Below are 20,720 nucleotides of genomic sequence, written 5' to 3'. Positions count from 1 at the left end.
TATGGAAGCTAATCCCGACGATCTCCTCGTCCTGTTGGCCGTCTCGCGGTCAGCCAAATTCACGACGGCGGCGCAGGCCCTGGGCCTGAACCACACCACCGTGTCACGCCGGATAGCGGCACTGGAGAAAACGCTGGGCGGCCGCGTCCTCTCCCGCGCCGCCGGCGCCTGGGAACTCACGGAACTCGGCGCCGAGGCCGTGCTGGTGGCCGAGCAGGTGGAAAAAGCCGTGCGCAGCCTGGGGAAGCCCGGCCAGGCACCGGACCCCATCACGGGAGTTGTCCGCATGACGGCAACGGACGGCTTCAGCGCCTACATCGCCGCGCCGGCGGTGGCGAAGCTGCGGCGCAAGCATCCGGGACTCAGTGTGGAGATCGTGACCGTCACACGCCGGGCCCTGCAGCAGCGCTCCGGGCTGGACATCGAGGTGGTGGTGGGAGAGCCCCAAGTGCACCGCGCCGAGGCCTTCAAACTGGGTGAATACGTGCTGGGCATGTACGCCTCGCGGGCCTACCTTTCCGAAAACGGGACACCCGCAACGGTGGAGGAACTGACGGAACATCCGCTGGTGTATTTCGTGGACTCCATGCTTCAGGTGGACGACCTCGACGCCCCGCGCAGGCTCGTCCCTGCCATGAAGGACGGACTGAGCTCCACCAACGTGTTTGTCCATGTGGAAGCGACCCGCGCCGGTGCCGGAATCGGCTTCCTGCCCTGCTTCATGGGCGACCTGCACCAGGACCTGGTCCGGCTGCTTCCGGACGCGTTCTCCGAACGGCTCCCCTATTGGATGGTGCTGCGGCCCGACTCCATGCGGCGGCCGGCTGTGGCCGCACTGGTGCAGGCGCTGCGGGACCAGACAGTGGAGCACCGGGAGCACCTGCTGGGCAGCAGTTGAGGGCTATGTTCAGGACCCCCGGCACAGCGTAGTGTCAGAAGTAGGGGATGTCGGAGCACCTTCGCTGGTGTGAGTGCGTCGAATCTGTGGATGTTCACCACCGTGGCTGCGGGCGCTCAAGAGTCCGCCGCTCTCGCCCGGACCCGAGGGCCCGGCTTTTCAGGGATCGAGGCCGTCATGGCTCCCGGCATAGGTAACTATCCCAGTCCTGAGCAACTCCAGGACCTGCTGTTGGAAAGCCCGGGATTCACGGAGTTCCTCCTGGGCCTGACCACTATTTCCGCCTCCCGCCTGGGCGGGCGCCACCCGATGCTGTGCGCCATCACGGTTGAGCGCGACGGCAGCCCGGCAACGGTGGCCAGCAGCGACAACGAGGCGCTGCGGATGGACGAAAAACAGTACGCTTTCGACGACGGCCCGTGCCTGACAGCCCTCCGGCAACAGCACACGGTGCTCGTCCCGGACCTCGGGAAGGACAGCCGCTGGGAGCACTATGCCGGTGCCGTTTCGGGAGAGGGCATCCGTTCCGTCCTGGCGGTCCCCATTCGCACCGACCCCGGCGCCGCTGCTGCCCTAAACTGCTATGCCCGGAACACCGACGCCTTCGATGCTGCCACCATCGCCGCCGTCGAGGAGCACACGGACTCCATTTCCCGGATCCTGCGCCTGGCACTCCGTGTCCATCAGCCGGAGATCTATCCCGAACACATCCGGTCAGCGCTCAAATCGCGGGCTGTCATCGACGCGGCCGTTTCGCTGGTCATGCTCCAGAACCGCAGCAGCAGGGACCAGGCGATGGAACTCCTGCACCTGGCGGCGCAGGCCAGCGACAGCAAACTTCACACCATCGCCGCGGACATCCTCTCCGGCACGGAACTTCCCGGCGGGGGCACAACTCCCGATGGGGGCTGACGCCGGCCGGGATCATGCCGGAGGAATGAAGGAAGCCCCCGCGCGAGTCAGGGGACTCAAGCGCGGAGGCTTCCTGCCCTCCGGTCTTGGGGGAAAGCGGAGAGCTTCCACAAACTTACAACGCCGGCAGGGCCCAAAAGCCAAAAATGGCCGCTAAAGCCGATTCTTGAGGCAACTTTGCGCTTGCCGCGAGTTTTGTTGCACCGGGCTTGCGCCTTTGTTGCGGAGAAGGTGCCGGATGTCCTAATGCGCGGATCCGGCTTCTAGTCCGGCGCCGCGGGCACCGGCGGTGCCGGAGCCCGTGCCGGCGCCGGCGCCGGATCGTGGCGGACGGCTGCGCCCGCGGCAAAAGCACGAACCTTGGCGTCGTCCCAGATGTGGGCCGGGACGCCGCCGCCCAGGAGCCTGCGGGCCAGCCGGGGGTCGTCGTCGAACGGCTGGTCGCTTCCGGCCATCACCATGTTGCCGTACCGGCGGCCCTTGAGCATGGCGGGGTCGGCGATGATCAGGGTGTGCTCGAAGACGGCTGCGATGCTGGCGGCGTCCTCGCGGGCGTTCTTCAGGTCCGGAGCGTCCCCGGAATTCACCACGTAGATCCCGCCCGGGGCCAGCACGCGCCTGGCATGCTCGTTGAACTCGGCTGTGGTCAGCGGCCGCGGAGTGAGCGCACCGGCAAATACATCGCGGATGATCACGTCCCGGGTCTGGGGCGTGAGCGACTCGGTGACCTCACGCGCTTCGCCCACACGCAGCCGCAGCAGCGGGGCCTTAGGCAGGTCGAACCAGCCGCGGACGTACTCCGCCAGCTTGCCGTCCAGCTCCACTACCACCTGGCGGGCTTCGGGGTACGCGGCGTGGAAGTAACGCGCCAGCGAGCACGCACCTCCGCCCAGGTGAAGGGCCCGCAGCTTGGGCCTGCCCTCCCGGGGCCACCGGGATTCCACCAGCGCAGACATCCAGCGCATGTATTCAAAGTCCAGAAAGAGCGGGTCCGCCAGGTCGATGTGCGAGCTCATGACGCCGTTGATGCGCAGAAGCCAGCCGTTCGAATTGTCCTGGTCCGCGATCAGCTCGCAGTCCCCGGTGTCGATGTAGTACACGCCCTCAACCGGACCGTCCGGGCGGGTTCCCTTGGGCACTTCCACCACTCCCGGCGTCGAACGTTCAGCGTTCCTGCCGGCAGACCGGCCCTTACGTGCCATCTAGCCGGCCACCGTGTTGCTCATCCCTCAACCCTAGTTGACCGGCGCCTCGCCCACGGCGGCACCCTCGCCGCTGCGGATCCGCTGCACGACGCCGGTAGTCGACTGGTCCGGGACGTAGTCCAGGATGGTCACCTCACCGCCAAATCGTTCCACCGTTTCGGTTTCCGCCAGCATCTCCGGTGTGTAATCCCCGCCCTTGGCGTAGATTTCCGGCCGGATCTTCTCGATCAGCGGGATGGGAGTGGGTGTGTCGAAGACGGTTACGTAATCCACGCAGCTGAGTGCCGCGATCACTGCTGCGCGATCGGCCACGGAGTTGATGGGCCGGTCCGGCCCTTTCAGCTGGCGCACTGATTCGTCGGTGTTCAGTGCGACCACCAGGATGTCGCCGAGCTGCTTGGCCTGGTTGAGGTAGCGGGTGTGGCCGCGGTGCAGCACGTCGAAGCAGCCGTTGGTGAGCACGATCCGGCGCCCTTCGGCCCGGTCGCCCTCGATGTGCCGGGCCAGTTCGTCGGCGCTGAGTGCAGTGTCGGCGAAACTTGCCAGGTAACGGGTGAGGTCCTCCGAGCTGCAGACGGACGTCCCCGGGTGGTGGACCACAACGTCCGCGGCGGCCTGGGCATAGTCCACGCTGGTGGTCAGGGGCAGGCCGGACGCCCGGGCAAGCGTCAGGGCGGCAACGAAGGTGTCCCCCGCGCCGGAGGCCTGCTTCTCCTTGGCCGGCCTGGCCCAGGTGCGGTGGACATCGCCGCCGGCGGGCAGCAGCAGCGTGCCGTCCCGATCCAGGGTGACCACCACCGCCCGTGCCCCGGCGGCTCCGGCCAGCTCGTCGCGGCGGGCTGCCAGGAAGGCCGCACGGTCCGCCCCTGCGGGCAGCGTAACGCCCAGCATACCGGCGGCCTCCAGCGCATTCGGCGTAGCCACATCCGGCTGCAGCACAGCCCACGGACGGGGATCATGGGCATCAACCACCGTCAGCGGGGGGCCGGGCCGGCCCTTCAGCTCAGCCACCAGGGCTGCCCGGACCGGACCGGTCAGGGCGCCCAGTCCGTAATCGCACACCACCACGGCGTCCTGCCCCTGCAGGGCGGAGGGGAGCGTGAGGGCCAGGGCGGCGAGCGCGTCCTGCGGAACGCGCTGCGCGGCGTCGTCGAACCGCAACAGGACCTGGCCGGCGCTGCTGATCCGTGTCTTGGTGGTGGTGACCATCCCGGGATGTTCGTGGAGGTGGCTGACGTTGACGCCGGCGGCACGGAGCCGACGGCGCAACTCCAGGCCGGCGTCGTCGCAACCCACCACACCGGCCATGTGGACGCGTGCGCCAAGGGCCGCCAGGTTCATGGCGGTATTGGCGGCGCCGCCCGGCGCGAAGGCACGCCGGCTGATGTCCACCACAGGGGCCGGCGCCTCCCGGCAAAGCCGTGCGATCGACCCGTTCCACCAGCCATCCAGCATGACGTCTCCGACCACCGTCACGGACGGCCCAAGACCGGCCAGCCGACCCGGTAGCCAGTCCGCCAGGGCGCGTTGCCCGGCCAGGCCGGCGGGGACGCCGTCCGCTGCGGGAGGCTCACCGGCCATGCCGGGCGAAACCCCGTTCACGGCCGGCCGCTTTCGCCGCCGCTGGGCGGCGCCGCCACGTGCACCACTTTGACCCGCGTGAACTCGTCCAGAAGCTCGGGCCCGTAGCCAAACCCCTGGCCGCTGTCACCGCGCGGCTGGGCAGCCCCGCCCGGTGCGCCGCCGAACACGGCATTGACCTTCACCGTCCCCACGGGCAGGGCCGCGATGGCCTCCTGCGCGTGGGCGATCCTCCCGGTCAGGACTGTCGCTGCGAGGCCGTAGCGTCCTTCGGCGGCCAGCCGGAGGCCCTCGTCGAAACTGTCCACCACCTGCACGGGTGCCACGGGGCCAAACGTTTCCTCCGCCATGACGTCCATGTCCGCAGTGCAGTCCACCAGGACGGTGGCCGGATAGTAGGCTCCCGGTCCCGCCAGAACGAATCCGCCTTCCACCGCACGGGCGCCCGCCTGGATCGCATTCTCCACCTGGCGGTGGACCGCGTCCCGCAGGCGGACGTCAACCAGGGGCGCCAGGCTGCCGTCCCGGTTGCGCCGGCGGGCTGCCTGTTCCAGTGCCTCGCAAAAAGGCCCGGCGACCGCCCGGTGCACGTAGATCCGCTCCACGGCCGTGCAAATCTGGCCGCTGTTGCTGAACGCGCCGATAGCCGCCTGTTCCGCCGCCCAGGCAGGGTCGACGTCGTCATCCACCAGAAGCGGATCGTTGCCGCCGTTTTCCCGGATGACGTGCGCCCCCGTCAGGTTGGAGGCCCTTGCGATCCGGGCGCCCGCGGCGCTTGAGCCAACGTGCGCCACCACGTCCACGCCGGACTGTTCGGTCAGTAAGGCGCCGACACCGGACCCGCCGGTCAGCGAAATCAGAACGTCAAGCGGGAAGGCAGCCGACAGGACGTCCCCGAGCATGGCACCCAGGTGGGGGCACCGCTCGCTGGGCTTGTGCACCACGGTGTTTCCGGTGACCAGGGCCGCGCCGATGAGGCCACAGGACACGGCAACGGGGTCATTCCACGGGGTGAGCACCACCGCCACCCCGCGGGGCTCGGCCACCGTGTAATCCGACGCCAACGGGTTGCCCCTAAGGCTGTGCCCGCGATGGACGGGACCTAGTTCCGCATACTGTTCCAGGGTGGCGATGCCCGCCTCAATCCCGGCCAGGGCCTCGTCCACGGGGCGTCCGGTCTCGCGGTTGTTCATCTGCGCGACTGCCGGTGCTGCCTCGGCCAGGGCACGCGCGGCTGCCCGCAGGCAGGAACCCCGTTCGGCCGGAGGTGTTCGGGCCCAGTCGTGAAGGGCCGCGCGCGAGGCATTGACCGCCCGCCGGACGTGCAGGGGCTCAGCTTCAGACATTGCCCCCACTTCCTCGCCCGTGCGGGGATCCCGGATCACTATCAGTTCTTTGGCGCCGTGGTGGATGCGCTGGACAATCGCGGACATGGAGCTCCTTCCAAAGAGACGGCCGCGGCACTCTTCCGGGCGCCTGCGAGGCTGGCCCGGCTAGGTGAACGGGCACCCTGTCACCGGTCCCGTACCCCGGCTCAATGCCGTTTACACCCTTCCGGCTCCGCAAATTTGGCCATCGGATGCCGCGGCCGGCGGGGCGTGCTGCGGCGATAGCCACGCGCCGCAATCCGAACTATGGTGGCCCCACACAGGAGGGCCACGCCGGCCCGGAGCGGCAGGAGGGAAGACGGTATGGGTGAACCCAATGCCGACGATGCGCCCAGACGGGGTGTGGGCACCATCCTCGGCGCTTTCCAGGACGTCACCCGTATTGCCGTGCTGCGCGGCGGCGGCCTCGGGGACCTGCTGTTCGCCCTCCCCGCGGTTTCCGCGCTCAAAGCTGCCTACCCGGGTTCCAGGGTGACGGTCCTGGGGACGCCGCTGCATTCCGCACTGGTGCAGGGAACCGCCGGGCCCGTGGACGGCGTCCGCATCGTGCCCTTCGCGGAAGGCGTCCGCCCCGGGGAAGAGGATCCGGCCGCACTGGACGCCTTCTTCGCGGATATGCAGCGGGAGCGGTTCGACCTGGCGCTCCAGCTGCACGGCGGAGGCCGGTACTCCAACCCGTTCCTCCTGCGACTGGGGGCCCGCCACACTGTGGGCACGCAAACTCCCGACGCCGTTCCGCTGGAGCGCAACCTGCCCTACGCGTACTACCAGCACGAACCGCTGCGGGCACTGGAAGTGGCGGGACTCGCCGGCGCACCGCCGGTGGAGCTGGAGGCAAGTCTCCGGCCCCGGCCGCAGTTCGCCGCACGGGCCGCTGCACTGTTGGATGGTGCGCTGGTGCATGGTGAACTGCCGGACGGCGTGGCAACCGGCGGGGCCGGGCGGGCCGGGCGGAAGACGAGGCCCGTCGTCGTCATCCATCCCGGGGCAACCGATCCGCGGCGGCGCTGGCCCGCCGCCCGTTTCGCTGACGTGGCAGCCGCCTGCGCCGCCGACGGCTGCCGGGTGCTGGTGGCGGGTGACTCCAGTGAGCGGCACCTGGCAGCCGAGATCGCGGCCCGTTCCGGTTCAGCCCTGGTCCGGTCGATTGCCGGCGAGGCGGACCTTGGCACCCTGGCAGCGCTGCTGTCGCGCTGTGACGTCATGGTGGCCAATGACAGCGGCCCCCGCCACCTGGCGCAGGCCCTCGGAACGCCTACGATAGGGATCTACTGGGCGGGGAACCTGATCAACGCCGGGCCCCTGGGCAGGGGACTGCACCGAGTGCACCTCTCCTGGCTGACGCACTGCCCGGAATGCGGGGCGGACATCACACAGGTGGGCTGGACGGCCCCGCGCTGCGCCCATGACAGTTCACTGGTGGCCGGCGTCCGGGCCGAGGACGTCTACGCGGACGTGCGAATGCTCAGGGCCACGAGCCCTCGTCTTCGTGGCAGATCAACATCTCCCTGACCTCGCATCCCCTCGGCTGGGACAACGCGAAAAGGATCGCCTGGGCCACATTGGCGGGATCGTTCAAGCGGGAGTCGTCCTGGGGCTTGTACTTTTCCGCCCGATCGTCGAAAAACCGGGTCTTCATGCCGCCGGGGATCATCGTGGTCACGCCGATCTCACCCCCGGTTTCGGCGGCCAGCGCGTGGCTGAAGCCCACCACCCCGAACTTTGAGGCGCAATACGCCGATGCCTCCGGGAGCGCCCTCTTGCCCAGGGTTGACGCCACGGTGACCACCCTGCCGCCGGAGGCCTTGAGGTACGGCAGGGCCGCGCGGACCACGGAGACAGTGCCGAACAGGTTCACGAACACCACCTGCTCCCAGTCCTCGGCCGGGACATCCTCCAGCTTGCCGCAGCGGTCTATGCCGGCAGCCGTCACCACGGCGTCCAGCCCTCCAAGTGTTTCGGCTGCCTCCTGGACCGTCGCGCTGACTGCACGGCGGTCCGCGACATCCACTTCAAAGGCTTTCGCGGCCGCGACGTTCCGGATGTCGCGGTCCAGCACCACGGGGGTGCCGCCTGCGGCAAGTACTGCCTCGACGACGGCGGCGCCGAGGCCGGAGGCTCCCCCGGTCACCAGCACCCGTCCCGGCCGGACAACAGAATCGTGCGGAATCCCGCGGGTGGTCTCGTCAGTCATAGTGTTCCCTCTCATTCTGGTTCGCTCTGGGGTTCGCTCTGGGATTCAGCTGACGCGTGAGAGTGCGTCGGCGAGGTCGGTGGTGGAGCGCGACGGGTGGTAGGGCACGGTGGTGCAACGTCCGCCCCAGCTTTCCACCAGGGCGGTTTCCGGCAGCTGCGTGACGTCGTAGTCGCCGCCTTTCACCCAGAGATCAGGCTGCAGCGCGGCCAGGCAGGCCTCCGGGGTGTCCTCGTCGAACACCATCACGGCATCCACGAACTCCAGGGCCAGCAGCAGCTCAGCGCGGTCCTCCTGGTTGAGGATGGGCCGTTCGGGGCCCTTGATCCGGCGCACGGACTCATCGGAGTTCAGGCACACGATGAGGCAGTCGCCCAGGCTCCGGGCGGCGCCCAGGGCCCGCGTATGGCCGGCGTGCAGCAGGTCAAAGCAACCTCCCGTGGCCACCACGATCCCGCCCGCTTCCCGCACGCTGCGGGCCAGTGCCAGCGCGTCCGTCTCCCGCCCGTGCAGTCTGACCGGCTTCGGCTCTCCGGCAAGAGCGGCAACCCCGCCGTGCCGCAGGAAGGAGGCGGCCTCCCGGACCGCCAGCACGGCCGCGACGTCGAGGGTGTGGCCGTCCACCAGGTGTACGGCCAGGCTGGCCGCCAGCCTGTCGCCGGCGCCGCAGGGATCAGTCACCGTGGTCTTGGGTGCCGGTATGGGCAGTGCCGGCTGGTCGGCGTCGTACGCCAGCATGGCTCCCTGGCTGCCCATGGTCACCATGACAGCGTTGCTCTGCCAGCGCAGCCGGAGGTCCCGGGCAAGAGCAGCAGGGCCGCCTTGTCCGGTGTCACCGTGTCCGGGTTCGCCGTTTCCGGCATCCGCCCCGCGCGCAGCGCCGGCGAAGCTTCGGGCCTCGGCCAGGTTGGGAGTCACCACGGCCACGCCGGGCACGGGGTCCGCGCCCGCGCGGTGCGGATCCCAGACGATGGGAATCCGGCCGCCAAGCCTGGCCAGGACGGACCTCAGCTCCACGTTGCTGGCGAGGCCCCGGCCATAGTCCGCCACAACTATCACTGCTGCCCTTTCCAGGGCGTGCAGCATGGCCGGCGTCACCAACGGGGGCGGCGGCGGGGCGCATCCTTCGTCAAACCGGACCACCGGATGGCCCTCCGCCCGCACCCTGGTCTTGACCGGAGTGGGGGCTCCGGATGCTCCTGCCACCACGGTGATGCCCTCGAGCGCCCGTTCCAGGTGCCGCGCCGCTTCGTCGTCGGCGAGGACGGTCAGGAGCGTGACGCTGTGCCCGTCACCGGCGAGCATCCGGGCCACGAGCCCGGCGCCGCCGGCCCGCCTTCGTACATTGTCAACGTCCACCACCGGGACCGGCGCGTCCGGGCACAGGCGCGTGGCCTCACCGTCGATGTCGACGTCAAGCAGCACATCTCCCACGACGACGATTTTCATGCCAGGCTCCCCGTTCCGGCTGCGTTCCGCCCGCGCCGGGCCACCTCCGCGTCGAAGGCGCGGCACACGGCGTGCAGGGCGATGAGATGGCCCTCCTGGGCGTTGGCGGACAGCGCCTGGATGGTCACGGCCTCGTCGCAGCGGGACGCCAGCGGGTTGGGGGCCGGACCGGTGAGCGCCCAGGTGGTGACATTCAGCCGGGCCGCGGCGTCGGCGGCGCGCAGGAGGTTGGGGCTCTTTCCACTCGTGGACAGCAGGATCAGCACGTCACCCGAGCGCCCGTGGGCCCGGACCTGCCGGGCGAAAAGCTCCTCAAAGCCGTAGTCGTTCGCTATGGCGGTCACGGCCGAGGTCTCGGCGTGCAGGGAGATCGCGGAGAACGGCACCCGTTCGCCGTCGAAGCGTCCCACGAGTTCGGCCGTCAGGTGCTGGGCTTCCGCGGCGGAGCCGCCGTTCCCCGCCGCGAGCAGCCGCTGGCCGCGCAGCAGCCGGCGGGCCAGTTCCTCGCCCCAGGCCGCAAGGTGGTATGCCTGTGTGCGCAGGGATTCCAGCGCCGGAAATACGTTGTCCAGGTGCTCCTGAACGGCGAAGACCGAATCCGGCCTGGTGCTTCCTCTCCGCCGACTGTCCGTAGCCGGCTCCGGCGCAAAGGCGTGCGGCCGGACAATGTGCGGCGGCAGGACCTCAATTCCTTCCGCGCGGAGGGTCCATTCGGTGGTCACAGCGCTGCCCCCTCCATCGGTTCAAGCCGGGCCGCGGCGGTCGCCGCAAGGGCCTGCTGGTATGCCTTCTCAGTTTCAGCGGCCACGCGGTCCCACGAGTAGCGCGACCGCGCCCGCTGCAGTCCCGCCAGCCCCAGTTCGCGCCGGAGCTCCGGGCCGGCGAGGAGCCGGGCGACGGCGCGTGCGATGGCTGCCGGGTTCCGCGGCGGCACATGCAGGCCGGTTGCCCCGTCCACCACGGTGTCGGTCAGTCCGCCGACGGCGGCGGCCACCACGGGCACCCCGCAGGCCATTGCTTCCAGCGGAACAATGCCGAACGGTTCGTACCATGGCGTGCAGACCACGGCGTCCGCGCTGCGGAGGATACCCGGCATGTCCCCGCGCGGGACCTGCCCGCGGAGGGTGACGTGGTTTTCCACGCCGAGTTCCCGGGCCAGTTCAGCGAGCCGCCGGGCCTCGGGGTCCGTGCCCAGTGCTGCCGCTCCGCCCCCGCCGCCCACAATCAGGAGTTCGACGTCGTCGAAACCTGCGTCGCGGAGCAGCGGGAGTGCACGGATCACCAGGTCCACGCCCTTGCGCGGAACCAGCCGGCCGACAGAGAGGATCCGGTGGCGGCGCAGCCGCGGCTCTGCGGGCCCCGAGCCGCGGAAGAGATCCAGGTCCACGCCGCAGGGGGCGATGGATATTTTGGCTGTATCGATTCCCATGGCCTTGAGCTCGAACACTTCATCCGAGCAGGTGGCAATGATCCGGTCGGCGGAGCGCCCCACGGCAGGTTCCAGCCAGCGCCGCTGCTGGGGGCTGGTGTCTTCAGCCCCTTGGTGGCGTCGCTTGACCGTGCCGAGTGCGTGGAACGTCTGGACCACGGGGATATTCGTTCCGCTGCGGCGGGCGGCGTCCAGCGCAGCCAGGCCGGACATCCAAAAATGCGCATGCACGATGTCCGGCTGCCGGCCCTCCCAGTCCTCGGCGATCCCTTCGGCGAGCCGGTCCATGTAGGGAAGCAGCCCGTCCTTTGGCACGTGGCGCGCCGGGCCGGCCACAATGTGCACCACCTCAAGCCTGGGCAGGATGGGGACGCGGGGCGGCAGCCCGGCGTCGTCCTTCCGCGTGTAAACGGTGACGTGGTGGCCCTGCCGGGCCAGCGCCGTCGACAGTGCGGCAACGTGGACGTTTTGGCCGCCGGCGTCCACGCCGCCGAGCGCCGCCAACGGGCTGGCATGTTCGGAAACCATGGAAATTCTCACGGGAGCTTCCTTTCGTGCGCAGGAATGAGGATCCTGGATTTTCGGAATCGCGGGGAGGCAAGATCATCGAGAAGGGCGTCCCAGGCGTCGAGGAACGGACCCAGGCTGTAGCGTTCCAGGGCTGCCTGGCGGGCGGCCCGCCCCCTCGACCGGGCTTCCTCCGGGTCCTCCACCAGCAACTGAGCCTGCCGGACCAGCTCCCCGACATCCGTGGAGATCGCCCCTGCCTCCGACGGAACCGCCCGGGCGGCTTCGGTGGTGGCCAGTACCACCACGGGCAGTCCCAGGTGCATGGCCTCGAGCAGTGCCAGCCCCAGCGAGGTCCAGCGGAGCGGGTGGACATAGACGCGGCAGCGGGCGAGTTCGCGGTGGAGCGCTGCGGTGGCAAGGTCACCGCGGACGGTCAGCCGGGAGGGCGGCAGCCCCGTGACCCCGGGAAGTTCGTCCCCGCCCATCCCGAAGACCTGCAACGGGGCGGCCGCGGCGAAGCGCGGGAGCAGGTCCGTTCCAGTGACCCGGCCGCGGCGGACGGGCTCATTGACCACGACGGCCAGCTCCGGAACCTCGCCGGTATAGAGATAGCCGGGGTCCGGCACCCCGTGTTCGATCACGGTGGTGGGGACGGAGCCGCTATCCCAGAACAGCTCGTTGAAATGCGTGACGTGCACCAGCGGGATGGCATGCTGGTCCGCGAGCGGATGCACCGTGGACGGGACGTTGCCTTTGGGAGTGTTGTGTTCGACGTAGACGGCGGGAAGCTCTCTGCCGGGCTGGCGGCCAAGGGCGCGGCCCACCTCGGCAATTTCTTCCGGCCGTTGCAGCACGACGGCGTCGATGCTGCCGGCGTCGAGGCTCTCCAGGGCGACTTCGCGGACGGACGCCGGCCAGTTCCGGCCCGCGCGGCCCAGCCCCCAGGGTCCGCCGCCCGGAAGGACCGGCAGGAGGTATTCGTGAGGGCCGCGGACGAACGAGTCAGTCCAGGCCCCGTGCACGTGCCACAGCAGGATCCTCATTGACGGACCTTCCGCCGGGTGGACAGGGAGGACACTCCGCTGATGAGCCGCTCCACGGCGTCCACTACGCTTTCCGGGGAAACTGACGCCAGGCAGGGGTGGCCGGGCACCGGGCATTCGCGCGCCCTGCTCAGCCTGCAGGGTGCACTCTGGTCACCCAGCAGTTCAAGCGGAACGCCGTAGGGCGCCCACCTGACTGCCGGAACAACCGGAGAAAACAGGCAGGCAACGGGAGTGCCGACGGCGGCGGCGATGTGCGCCGGCCCGGTGTTCCCGGTGATCAGGGCGCGTGCCCCGGCGATGACCCCGGCCAGGGTCCGCAGGTCGGTCCGTCCGCCGAGGTCCAGCCCCGACGGGCCGGCCACGGTGGCTGTCAGGTCCGTTTCACCGGGGCCTCCGGTTACCACCACCCGGTGCCCGGCGCCTTCGAGGAGTTCCACGGCGGCTGCGTGGTGCAGCGGAGGCCAGGCCCGGGACGGCGCGGAAGAACCCGGGTGCACCACAATGTAGGGCTCCCCGCCCACGAGTTCGCGGGCATCGGGAGGATCCGCAACCCTGAGCCTGCCGTCGTCGCCAGGCGGCAGCCGGAATCCCGCAGCCCGGGCGATTCCCAGGGCGCGCTCGGCCTCAGGCTGGTCTTCGGAAAAGTCCTCCCCGGGCCTGAGCCGGACATCCAGCAAAGCGCCCGCGTAGTCAACGGACGCACCGGTGATACGGCTGACTCCTGCCAGCCGTAGCAGCAGCGCCAGGGGAAGGGGTGACTGGTGGAACGACGTCAGGATCACTGCCTCCGTGATCCTCGAATCACGGATAAACGTGACCAGCCGGTCCGTGTCCTCCCCCGCGACCGCCGGGGCCGGATTGATGATCCACGGGCACGCCCAGCTGTGCACTTCGGACACGTTGGGCAGCAGCCCGCCTGCCGCTTCGCCCTGGGGGCCGCACAGGAGCACGACGTCGTTCGGCGCGTCGCCGTCCGTTCGCCGTCCATTGGCTACGGCCCGAACGGCCGGGCCGGCCAGCAGTACGTCCCCCACGCTGTCCAGGCGGGCCACGAGTACCCGGGTCATTGTCGGTTCCCGGCAGGCGCGAGGCCCAGCAGGAGCGCCACCGCGGCGGACAGGTCCGCCGCCACCTCCGCGGCGGCTTCCACTTCCTGGTGCCGGGTGAGGGGGGTGGGCACCAGAATCCCCCTCGACCCGGCGGCTTCAGCGGCCTCCATGTCGCTGCCGATGTCGCCGATGTAGGCGGCTTCGGCAGCCCGGATACCGAGCCTCCGGCAGGCACTGAGGATCATCCCGGGGGCGGGCTTGCGGCAGCCGCAGCCGTCCTCGGTGCCGTGCGGACAGATTTCCCAGACATCAAAAGGACCCAAGAGGGCCTCGATGCGGCCGTTGACGCTGTCCACCTGGCTGCGGGAGAGCAAGCCGCGGGCGATCCCCGATTGGTTGCTGACCACTCCGGTGGCGATGCCTTTCCCGCGCAGCCCGTCCAGGACCTCCCGCGCCAGGGGCATCGGCGCCACCAGCCGGGGGTCGCCGTTGTAGGGCACATCACGGACCAGGGTGCCGTCCCGGTCAAAGAGCACGGCCTTCGGTGGTGGAATGCTGGAACTTGCCATACCCACCCTGTTCCCCTCAAACCGGCTGCTCAAACGCCCCGGGAGCAGCTTCCCCGATTAGACTCCCGAACCAAGGGTCCGGGCGGTCCGGAAATGAGAGGGTTGCAGCTATGGGTTCCACGGCGGCGGGTTCAGCGGCGGCGTCCGGCGTTCCACCGACGCTGCTGGTGTTGCGCGCCCTCAAGCTTGGCGACCTCCTGGTGTCGGTCCCGGCCCTCCATGCCCTCCGCCGGGCTTTCCCCGGCCACCGCCTGGTCTATGCCGGTCCGCAGTGGCTGGCGGACATCCTTGAGCTGGTGGGAGGCTTCGAACTGCTCCCGGCCGCGCTGGATACGCCGCTCGCCGTGTCGCAGGGCAGCGTGGACGTTGCGGTCAACCTGCACGGCAGGGGGCCCGAGAGTACGGCCCTGCTGGAAGCCATCGGGCCGCGGCTGCTGATTGCGCACGCCCCTGCGGGCGGCGGTCCGCCATGGGTGGAGCAGATGCACGAGCGCGAACGGTGGACCCGGCTCCTGCGCTGGTACGGCATCGAGGCAGATCCCCTCGACCTGCGGTTGGACCGGCCCGCCGTTTCCAGCCGGCAGTCATCGAGGCTGCCCGGCGCCCGCGCCGCGATGGCCGTGGTGCATGTTGGCGCCGCCTACGGCAGCCGGTTGTGGCCCGAGGGACGGTTTGCCGGAGTAGCTTCGGCGCTGCATGACGCCGGACACGCCGTAGTGCTCACCGGCAGCGCCGACGAACGGGAACGGGCCCTCCGGGTGGCCCGCCAGGCCGGACTTGGAGACGAAGCTGTGGTTGCCGGCACGCAGCGCCTCTCGGAATTCGCCGCGATGATCTCCGAAGCCGGTGTGGTGGTTTCGGCCGATACCGGGGCCGCGCATCTGGCAGCTGCCTACGCCCGGCCGTCAGTTACCCTGTTCGGTCCGGCTCCGCCGGAGCGGTGGGGGCCGCCGGCCGGTCCGCATGTGGTGCTGACCCGCGCGGAGCTGCGCCGCGGGGATGTCTTTGCCGATGAGCCGGACCCGGCATTGCTGGGCGTTGACGTTCAGGACGTGCTCGATGCCCTCCGCGGGCTGGGACTGCTCTGATCCGTGTCCTCCCTGGAGCCCCATTCCTGGGTGCCCTCGTCCTGCAATAAGCGCTGGAGCTGCACAAGGACCCGGGAAAGGCGCCGTGAAACCTGCATCTGCGAGACGCCGAACCGGCGTCCGAGCTCGGCCTGGCTTTCCTCGCAGAAATAGCGCCGGTACAGCAGCTCCTGGTCCTCGGCGCTGAGCTCATGGATGGCCTGGTTGAGGCAGATCAGTTCCTCGAAACGGGCCAGTGGGTCCTCCCCGGAACTGAGGGTTTCGGCGAGCGGGGCAGTGTCGGCGGCGTCTACCGCGTCGAGGGACTCCGGATGCAGGCTGGCCGCGGCAGCCGTTGCTTCGCCCACGGCTTCGGGGGTTACATCCAGTTCCCTGGCCAGCTCGGCCACGGTGGGCGGGCGGCCCAGGGACTGGGCCAGCGCCGGTTCCGTGCGCAGGAGTTCAGTCCGCAGGTCCTGTACCTGCCGCGGCGGCCTGACCATCCAGCACCGGTCCCGCAAGTACCTCTTGAGTTCTCCGGTGATGGTAGGCGCCGCGTAGGCGGGGAAGCTGCCCCCGCGGGCCTCATCGAAGCCCCGCGCCGCCTTGACCAGGCCAAGGTAGGCAACCTGGTTGAGGTCCGCCCTGTCACGCCCGCGGGCCTGGAAGCGTGCCGCGAGTGCCTCAGCGAGGTCCAAATAGTCAAGAACCAGGTGGTTTTCGAAGGTTTGCCTGATCCGGCCCGGACGGCCGTGGTGTTGTTCCGGTTCCAGGATCTGTGGCGACTGCCGGGATTCCGCCATGGGGGTTCGTTCCTTTGTCCGTGGAGCGACCGAAAGCCTGTGGCAAGACTTAGAGCAGTAGGTAACCATAAGCTTGCTTATTAAACAATGGCCGGTAGCGTTAAGGCCGAACCACAACGCGCCGGCCCGGACCGGATAGTCAGCCGGTGTACATAGCCTCTCGGAAGGGCGGACCGTCATGCGGATCGCGATCACCGGCGCCAGCGGAAATGTGGGCACAGCGCTGCTGCGGCGCCTCCAGCACGCGCGGGCGGAACGCCCCGACACCTTTGAAATCGTGGGAATTGGCCGCAGGCCGCCCACCCACACGGCCGCGCCGTACGGTGGCGTGGAATGGCACGCAGTAGACATCGCGGACGACGACGGCGGGCCCTTGCGCGCGGCGCTCGCCGGCGCGGATGCCGTGGTGCACCTCGCGTGGATCCTCCAGCCGAACCACAACCCGGCCGCCCTCCACCGGACGAACGTGACGGGGACGGCCAACGTCCTACTGGCCGCCAGGGAAGCCGGCGTGGGCCACGTGGTGTGCGCATCGTCCGTGGGCGCATACAGATCCTCAGACAAGGAAACGCGCCGGGCCGAGGACTGGCCGGCCACGGGCATCCAGGAGTCGCACTACGGTCGGCACAAAGCTGAACAGGAAGTCCTCCTGGACCGTTTCGCGGCGGACAACCCGGCCATCACCGTCTCCCGGCTCCGGCCGGCGCTCACATTCCAGGCTGAGGCGGGCAGCGAGATCGGACGGTATTTCCTCGGGCGGGCGCTCCCCCGGCTCCTGCCGCGGAAACTCAGGCTTCCGATCATTCCACTTCCGCGCGGGCTGGCCTTCCAGGCAGTCCACGCCGACGACGTCGCGGACGCCTACTGGCGCGTCCTGGACCGCCGCGCCTCCGGTGCGTTCAACATCGCCGCCGAACCCGTCATTACGCCGGTGGAACTGGCGCGGATATTCCATGCAGCGCGGTGGCTTCCCGTGCCCTACGGGCTAGTCCGCGCCGCCGTGGACCTCAGCTGGCGGCTCCGCCTGCAGCCAACGGATGCCGGCTGGATTGCCATGGCTGAAGGAGCCCCCCTCATGGACACGCGCCGCGCCCGCGAGCTACTGGGGTGGGAGCCGCGCACGTCCTCCATGGACGCCATCCGGGAGGTGCTGGAAGGGCTGACGACCGGCAGCGGCTCGGAAGGCTCTCCCCCGCTGCGCCCGCGAAACTGATCCAAGGACGGCGGGGCCGGAAAATAGCCGGTCCGAAAAACAAATACACCAAGGGTGCTTACTATTTGATAGTAATCATGCTTACTATTTAGTAGCCAGTTATTGCTGGTTCTTGATCAGCAGCCGACCTTCTTGGAAAGAGAGCGCGAAGATGACAGAGAACCGATGGCCACAGGACGGAAGCTACGGCACCCCTGGGGTCGCAGAGCAAACGGCCGTCCCGGCGACGCCGGATACCGCCGCCGCCTATGACACCGCCTATCCGGCGCAGCAAGGCACGCCGTCGAAGACGGAGACGGCCAAGCAGGAGGCCGGGGACGTTGCCCACCAGGCAACGGACTCCGCCCAGCACGTGGCTGAGACCGCCAAGGCGGAGGCCGCCAACGTCGCCGGAGAGGTCAAGGCCAACGCCAAGGATCTGCTCTACCAGGCAAGGACAGACCTGACTGACCAGGCCGGCGCCCAGCAGCAGAAGGTGGCCCAGGGCCTCCATTCCATTTCCGGCGAGCTCCGCACCATGGCTGACGCCTCCGATCAGCCCGGTGTGGCCACAGATCTGATCCGCCAGGCTGCGGACCGGTCCGCATCCGTGGCCTCATGGCTGGAAGGCCGGGACCCCGGCTCACTGCTCAACGAAGTGAAGTCGTTCGCCCGGCAGCGCCCGGGAACATTCCTGATGCTTGCCGCCGGAGCGGGTATCCTCGCCGGCCGGCTGACACGCAGCCTCAGCGCCGGGGCACCCGAATCCACGGGCGCGCCGCTCAGCGGCGGCACCTCTCGGGCTCCGACTTCCAGTGTGCCCGGCTACGTTCCCGACACCGGCACAGCGGTTCCGCCGCCGCCGGTGCAGATGCCGGCGCCTGACGCCACCACTGCCGGCCTGTCCGTTGCCGGAGCCGGTGCCGGCGCTTACGCCGGCACGGGTGCATATAGCGACGAGCGGACCGGCGCACACAGCTATTCGGAGGACACGTACCCGCCCAACCCGCTGGCCGATGAGGGAACACAGCAGGACCAGTGGGCCGCGGATCCGCTGGCCAAGGATCCGTTGGCCGCCGACCCCCTCGCCGATGATCCGTACCGTGACGACCCCTTGCGCGGAGGGCAGCGATGAGCAGTCAACTTCCGGAAACCACTCCTACGGCGGCGCACGCCAAAGCCGACAACAGCTCCCTCGGCGACCTGCTCGGCGACGTGACCCGGGACATCTCCACGCTGATGCGCCAGGAGGTGGAGCTGGCCAAGGCCGAACTCAAGCAGTCAGCGTCCCGCGCCGGTAAAGGCGGCGGAATGCTGGCCGGGGCCGGAGTGGCTGGACACTTCGTGCTCCTGTTCCTCTCCCTGGCCCTCTGGTGGGCACTGGGAACAGTCATGGGACTCGGCTGGTCCGCCGTCGTCGTCGCTGTTATCTGGGGCATCATTGCCGCCGTCCTGGCAGCCGTAGGCCGTAAGCAGCTCAACGCGATCAAGGGCATGCCGCAGACAGCGGAGACGCTCCAGGAAATACCTCCCACCCTTAAACCCAGCCACTAAGACACAGGCACAAAGAGAGCTCGAGGTACACACGATGAGTGAAAACCCGGACGCCATCCGCGCCGATATCGAAGCAACCCGCGCGCGGCTCGGCACCAATGTCGACGCCGTGGCGGACAAAGTTACCCCGTCGAACATCGTCCACCGCCAGACGGACAAGGTTAAGGACGCCGTGTTCGGAGTGAAGGAGAAGGTCATGGGAACAGCTGAGCACGCCACGGACCGGGTGCATTCCGGCACCGGCAGTGCGGGATCCCATCTGTCGGACGCCGGCGCCGCCATCGGGGACACGCCACGCCAAGTACGCACCAAGACGCAGGGCAACCCGCTCGCAGCAGGGCTGATCGCTTTCGGCGCCGGAATGCTGGTTTCGTCCCTGATCCCGGCGAGCGAGAAGGAGCGCGAGGCAGCCGACGCCCTCAAGACAAAGGCCGAGCCGCTCACCACGGAGCTGACCGAAGCCGCCAAGGACGTTGCCCAGGGCCTGAAGGCCCCGGCGCAGGACGCCTTGGAGAACGTCAAGGCAACCGCCATGGAAGCTACTGACCACGTCAAGGCCGAGGGCCAGGGCGCAGTGGACGACGTGAAATACCGCGCCGCAGACGCCAAGGACAATGTCCAACAGGTGTAGTCCGACCCGGAAGACGGCCGGTTGCCCTCGCTGACGCGCTGGGCAGCCGGCCGCTGCGCTTAACCACGAAAGAAGATTCCCATGGCTAAGAACCCCGCCACCGAGAACGGCACCGCCGCCGGCCCCGATGCTGAAACGGAGGAGAGTAGCACCGCCAAGGCACGTACCGCTCCTGCCCCGGATGACTCCCGTAAACCGGACAGTCCCGCCGACGTCACCAAACCCTCGTGGAAGTACATCGCGAAGAAGACCTTCCGGGAATTCACCAAGGACCAGTGCCCGGACCTCGCCGCCGCCCTGACCTACTATTCGGTCCTCTCAATCTTCCCGGCGTTGTTGGCCCTCGTGTCCCTGCTCGGCATTTTCGGCGACGCCCAGAAAACCACGTCGGCCCTTCTCGACATCGTGCAGGGCATAGCCCCGGGCGAGACCGTAAACACGATCCGACCCGTGGTTGAAGACCTGGCCGGCTCCTCGGCGGCCGGCGTCACCCTCGTCCTAGGGCTCCTCACCGCCCTCTGGTCCGCGTCGGGCTACGTAGGCGCCTTCGGCCGCGCCATGAACCGGATTTACGAAGTGGACGAAGGCCGCCCATTCCTCAAGCTCCGGGGCACCATGCTCGGCGTCACTGTCGTCAATCTGCTGATCGTCGTCGTGTTGGCCGCGATGCTTGTGCTCAGCGGTCCGGTGGCAGAGTCCGTCGGGAACGTCATCGGCCTGGGCGACGCGTTCCTGGCCGCCTGGAACATCGCCAAGTGGCCCGTGATGCTGGTGCTGGTCATTGCGGCGATTGCCGTCCTGTTCTATGCCACCCCCAACGTCAAGCAGCCGAAATTCCGCTGGATGAGCATGGGATCGGCAATCGCCCTCGTAGTCTTCCTGCTGGCGTCCCTGGCGTTCGGCTTCTACGTCGCCAACTTCAACAGCTACAACAAGACCTACGGCGCTATCGGCGGTGTGATCATTGCGCTGCTGTGGCTCTGGATCCTGAACATGTCCCTGCTGTTCGGCGCCGAGTTCGACGCCGAGATGGAGCGTGGCCGCCAGCTCCAGGCCGGCATCAAGGCCGAGGAAACCATCCAGCTGCCGCCCCGGGACACCAAGCAAAGCGACAAGCTGCAGGTCCGGGAAGAAGAGGATATCCGGCGGGGACGAGACCTGCGCGAACGTCACGACCGCGAGCGCCGGGACCGCGAACAGGACCAAAGGCCCTAGCGCAGAGGGCATGCCCGGTCTCTACTGG

Annotated in this window: 20 protein-coding genes; 9 read left to right on the top strand and 11 right to left on the bottom strand. The window is 68.9% G+C overall.

All coding sequences use genetic code 11. From position 1 onward, the window contains the following. Window position 1 precedes the first annotated feature (1 nt). Both ACFVWT_RS16140 and ACFVWT_RS16135 read left to right on the top strand, forming a co-directional pair. Window positions 2–898, top strand: a complete 897-nt coding sequence (locus ACFVWT_RS16140; RefSeq protein ID WP_390249531.1) for a LysR family transcriptional regulator — start codon at window positions 2–4, stop codon at window positions 896–898. Window positions 899–967: 69 nt separating this feature from the next. Further along, window positions 968–1,810 (top strand): GAF and ANTAR domain-containing protein, encoded by an 843-nt coding sequence (locus ACFVWT_RS16135; RefSeq protein WP_390249529.1) that lies wholly within the window; start codon window positions 968–970, stop codon window positions 1,808–1,810. Between the two features lie 263 nt (window positions 1,811–2,073). Here ACFVWT_RS16135 and ACFVWT_RS16130 read toward each other — a convergent pair whose 3' ends face one another. The 3 genes from ACFVWT_RS16130 to ACFVWT_RS16120 are packed head-to-tail and all read right to left on the bottom strand — an operon-like array spanning window position 2,074 to window position 6,029. Beyond that, on the bottom strand, window positions 2,074–3,012 hold the full coding sequence (locus ACFVWT_RS16130) for a spermidine synthase (protein ID WP_390249527.1): 939 nt from the start codon (window positions 3,010–3,012) through the stop codon (window positions 2,074–2,076). Between the two features lie 33 nt (window positions 3,013–3,045). Further along, on the bottom strand, window positions 3,046–4,596 hold the full coding sequence (rfaE2, locus tag ACFVWT_RS16125; RefSeq protein ID WP_390249821.1) for a D-glycero-beta-D-manno-heptose 1-phosphate adenylyltransferase: 1,551 nt from the start codon (window positions 4,594–4,596) through the stop codon (window positions 3,046–3,048). Window positions 4,597–4,613: 17 nt separating this feature from the next. Continuing rightward, complete coding sequence (locus ACFVWT_RS16120; RefSeq protein ID WP_390249525.1) at window positions 4,614–6,029, bottom strand: aldehyde dehydrogenase family protein; 1,416 nt, start codon at window positions 6,027–6,029, stop codon at window positions 4,614–4,616. A 258-nt stretch (window positions 6,030–6,287) separates the two neighbouring features. Between ACFVWT_RS16120 and ACFVWT_RS16115 the strand changes: the two genes are divergently transcribed. Further along, complete coding sequence (locus ACFVWT_RS16115) at window positions 6,288–7,496, top strand: glycosyltransferase family 9 protein (protein ID WP_390249523.1); 1,209 nt, start codon at window positions 6,288–6,290, stop codon at window positions 7,494–7,496. On the opposite strand, the gene ACFVWT_RS16110 is transcribed toward ACFVWT_RS16115, so the two are convergent. From ACFVWT_RS16110 to ACFVWT_RS16080, 7 genes are read right to left on the bottom strand one after another with little or no spacing between them, the layout of a single operon-like run. Beyond that, a complete protein-coding gene (locus ACFVWT_RS16110) occupies window positions 7,450–8,178 on the bottom strand; it encodes an SDR family oxidoreductase (protein WP_390249521.1) in 729 nt (242 codons plus the stop codon). The genes ACFVWT_RS16115 and ACFVWT_RS16110 overlap by 47 nt on opposite strands. 45 nt (window positions 8,179–8,223) lie before the next feature. Further along, the gene (locus tag ACFVWT_RS16105) at window positions 8,224–9,627 is read right to left on the bottom strand and encodes a PfkB family carbohydrate kinase (RefSeq protein WP_390249519.1); all 1,404 of its coding nucleotides are present in this window, start codon (window positions 9,625–9,627) and stop codon (window positions 8,224–8,226) included. Beyond that, a complete protein-coding gene (locus ACFVWT_RS16100; protein WP_390249517.1) occupies window positions 9,624–10,349 on the bottom strand; it encodes an SIS domain-containing protein in 726 nt (241 codons plus the stop codon). Before ACFVWT_RS16100 ends, ACFVWT_RS16105 begins: the two co-directional genes overlap by 4 nt. Next, window positions 10,346–11,596, bottom strand: coding sequence for a glycosyltransferase (locus ACFVWT_RS16095; protein ID WP_390249515.1), 1,251 nt, complete (start codon window positions 11,594–11,596; stop codon window positions 10,346–10,348). The genes ACFVWT_RS16100 and ACFVWT_RS16095 overlap by 4 nt, the downstream gene beginning before the upstream one ends. Next, window positions 11,593–12,609 carry a glycosyltransferase gene (locus tag ACFVWT_RS16090; protein WP_390249513.1) on the bottom strand — a complete coding sequence of 339 codons (1,017 nt, stop codon included), beginning with the start codon at window positions 12,607–12,609 and terminating at the stop codon, window positions 11,593–11,595. Before ACFVWT_RS16090 ends, ACFVWT_RS16095 begins: the two co-directional genes overlap by 4 nt. After that, a complete protein-coding gene (locus ACFVWT_RS16085; RefSeq protein WP_390249511.1) occupies window positions 12,606–13,679 on the bottom strand; it encodes a glycosyltransferase family 9 protein in 1,074 nt (357 codons plus the stop codon). Before ACFVWT_RS16085 ends, ACFVWT_RS16090 begins: the two co-directional genes overlap by 4 nt. After that, window positions 13,676–14,230 carry a D-glycero-alpha-D-manno-heptose-1,7-bisphosphate 7-phosphatase gene (locus ACFVWT_RS16080; protein ID WP_390249509.1) on the bottom strand — a complete coding sequence of 185 codons (555 nt, stop codon included), beginning with the start codon at window positions 14,228–14,230 and terminating at the stop codon, window positions 13,676–13,678. The genes ACFVWT_RS16085 and ACFVWT_RS16080 overlap by 4 nt, the downstream gene beginning before the upstream one ends. Before the next feature lie 110 nt (window positions 14,231–14,340). Between ACFVWT_RS16080 and ACFVWT_RS16075 the strand changes: the two genes are divergently transcribed. Beyond that, a complete protein-coding gene (locus ACFVWT_RS16075) occupies window positions 14,341–15,318 on the top strand; it encodes a glycosyltransferase family 9 protein (RefSeq protein WP_390249507.1) in 978 nt (325 codons plus the stop codon). Here the strand turns inward: ACFVWT_RS16075 and ACFVWT_RS16070 are convergent. Continuing rightward, window positions 15,276–16,100 (bottom strand): sigma-70 family RNA polymerase sigma factor, encoded by an 825-nt coding sequence (locus ACFVWT_RS16070; RefSeq protein WP_390249505.1) that lies wholly within the window; start codon window positions 16,098–16,100, stop codon window positions 15,276–15,278. The genes ACFVWT_RS16075 and ACFVWT_RS16070 overlap by 43 nt on opposite strands. Before the next feature lie 178 nt (window positions 16,101–16,278). Here ACFVWT_RS16070 and ACFVWT_RS16065 point away from each other — a divergent pair, with 178 nt between their 5' ends. From ACFVWT_RS16065 to ACFVWT_RS16045, 5 genes are all read left to right on the top strand, one after another. Beyond that, window positions 16,279–17,313 carry an NAD-dependent epimerase/dehydratase family protein gene (locus ACFVWT_RS16065; protein WP_390249503.1) on the top strand — a complete coding sequence of 345 codons (1,035 nt, stop codon included), beginning with the start codon at window positions 16,279–16,281 and terminating at the stop codon, window positions 17,311–17,313. A 151-nt stretch (window positions 17,314–17,464) separates the two neighbouring features. Beyond that, window positions 17,465–18,427, top strand: a complete 963-nt coding sequence (locus ACFVWT_RS16060) for a hypothetical protein (RefSeq protein ID WP_390249501.1) — start codon at window positions 17,465–17,467, stop codon at window positions 18,425–18,427. Next, a complete protein-coding gene (locus tag ACFVWT_RS16055; protein ID WP_390249499.1) occupies window positions 18,424–18,846 on the top strand; it encodes a phage holin family protein in 423 nt (140 codons plus the stop codon). The genes ACFVWT_RS16060 and ACFVWT_RS16055 overlap by 4 nt, the downstream gene beginning before the upstream one ends. 34 nt (window positions 18,847–18,880) lie before the next feature. Beyond that, entirely contained in the window at window positions 18,881–19,477 is a 597-nt protein-coding gene (locus ACFVWT_RS16050; RefSeq protein ID WP_390249497.1) for a DUF3618 domain-containing protein, read from the top strand. Window positions 19,478–19,558: 81 nt separating this feature from the next. Beyond that, entirely contained in the window at window positions 19,559–20,692 is a 1,134-nt protein-coding gene (locus ACFVWT_RS16045) for a YihY/virulence factor BrkB family protein (protein WP_390249495.1), read from the top strand. The last annotated feature ends 28 nt before the right edge of the window (window positions 20,693–20,720 follow it).

This window comes from Arthrobacter sp. NPDC058288 (genome assembly GCF_042880995.1).
Classification (GTDB): Bacteria; Actinomycetota; Actinomycetes; order Actinomycetales; family Micrococcaceae; genus Arthrobacter.
Note: the sequence above shows the minus strand (reverse complement) of the source record. Positions and strands in the feature narration are given on the sequence as shown.

What these genes read in the sequence shown, in the direction of transcription:
- rfaE2 (WP_390249821.1), bottom strand. Translation starts at nt 4,596, where the DNA reads ATGGCCGGTGAGCCTCCCGCAGCGGACGGCGTCCCCGCCGGCCTGGCC.
- ACFVWT_RS16085 (WP_390249511.1), bottom strand. Translation starts at nt 13,679, where the DNA reads ATGACCCGGGTACTCGTGGCCCGCCTGGACAGCGTGGGGGACGTACTG.
- ACFVWT_RS16075 (WP_390249507.1), top strand. Translation starts at nt 14,341, where the DNA reads ATGGGTTCCACGGCGGCGGGTTCAGCGGCGGCGTCCGGCGTTCCACCG.
- ACFVWT_RS16120 (WP_390249525.1), bottom strand. Translation starts at nt 6,029, where the DNA reads ATGTCCGCGATTGTCCAGCGCATCCACCACGGCGCCAAAGAACTGATA.
- ACFVWT_RS16110 (WP_390249521.1), bottom strand. Translation starts at nt 8,178, where the DNA reads ATGACTGACGAGACCACCCGCGGGATTCCGCACGATTCTGTTGTCCGG.
- ACFVWT_RS16055 (WP_390249499.1), top strand. Translation starts at nt 18,424, where the DNA reads ATGAGCAGTCAACTTCCGGAAACCACTCCTACGGCGGCGCACGCCAAA.
- ACFVWT_RS16045 (WP_390249495.1), top strand. Translation starts at nt 19,559, where the DNA reads ATGGCTAAGAACCCCGCCACCGAGAACGGCACCGCCGCCGGCCCCGAT.
- ACFVWT_RS16130 (WP_390249527.1), bottom strand. Translation starts at nt 3,012, where the DNA reads ATGGCACGTAAGGGCCGGTCTGCCGGCAGGAACGCTGAACGTTCGACG.
- ACFVWT_RS16090 (WP_390249513.1), bottom strand. Translation starts at nt 12,609, where the DNA reads ATGAGGATCCTGCTGTGGCACGTGCACGGGGCCTGGACTGACTCGTTC.
- ACFVWT_RS16050 (WP_390249497.1), top strand. Translation starts at nt 18,881, where the DNA reads ATGAGTGAAAACCCGGACGCCATCCGCGCCGATATCGAAGCAACCCGC.
- ACFVWT_RS16065 (WP_390249503.1), top strand. Translation starts at nt 16,279, where the DNA reads ATGCGGATCGCGATCACCGGCGCCAGCGGAAATGTGGGCACAGCGCTG.
- ACFVWT_RS16080 (WP_390249509.1), bottom strand. Translation starts at nt 14,230, where the DNA reads ATGGCAAGTTCCAGCATTCCACCACCGAAGGCCGTGCTCTTTGACCGG.
- ACFVWT_RS16060 (WP_390249501.1), top strand. Translation starts at nt 17,465, where the DNA reads ATGACAGAGAACCGATGGCCACAGGACGGAAGCTACGGCACCCCTGGG.
- ACFVWT_RS16105 (WP_390249519.1), bottom strand. Translation starts at nt 9,627, where the DNA reads ATGAAAATCGTCGTCGTGGGAGATGTGCTGCTTGACGTCGACATCGAC.
- ACFVWT_RS16115 (WP_390249523.1), top strand. Translation starts at nt 6,288, where the DNA reads ATGGGTGAACCCAATGCCGACGATGCGCCCAGACGGGGTGTGGGCACC.
- ACFVWT_RS16140 (WP_390249531.1), top strand. Translation starts at nt 2, where the DNA reads ATGGAAGCTAATCCCGACGATCTCCTCGTCCTGTTGGCCGTCTCGCGG.
- ACFVWT_RS16070 (WP_390249505.1), bottom strand. Translation starts at nt 16,100, where the DNA reads ATGGCGGAATCCCGGCAGTCGCCACAGATCCTGGAACCGGAACAACAC.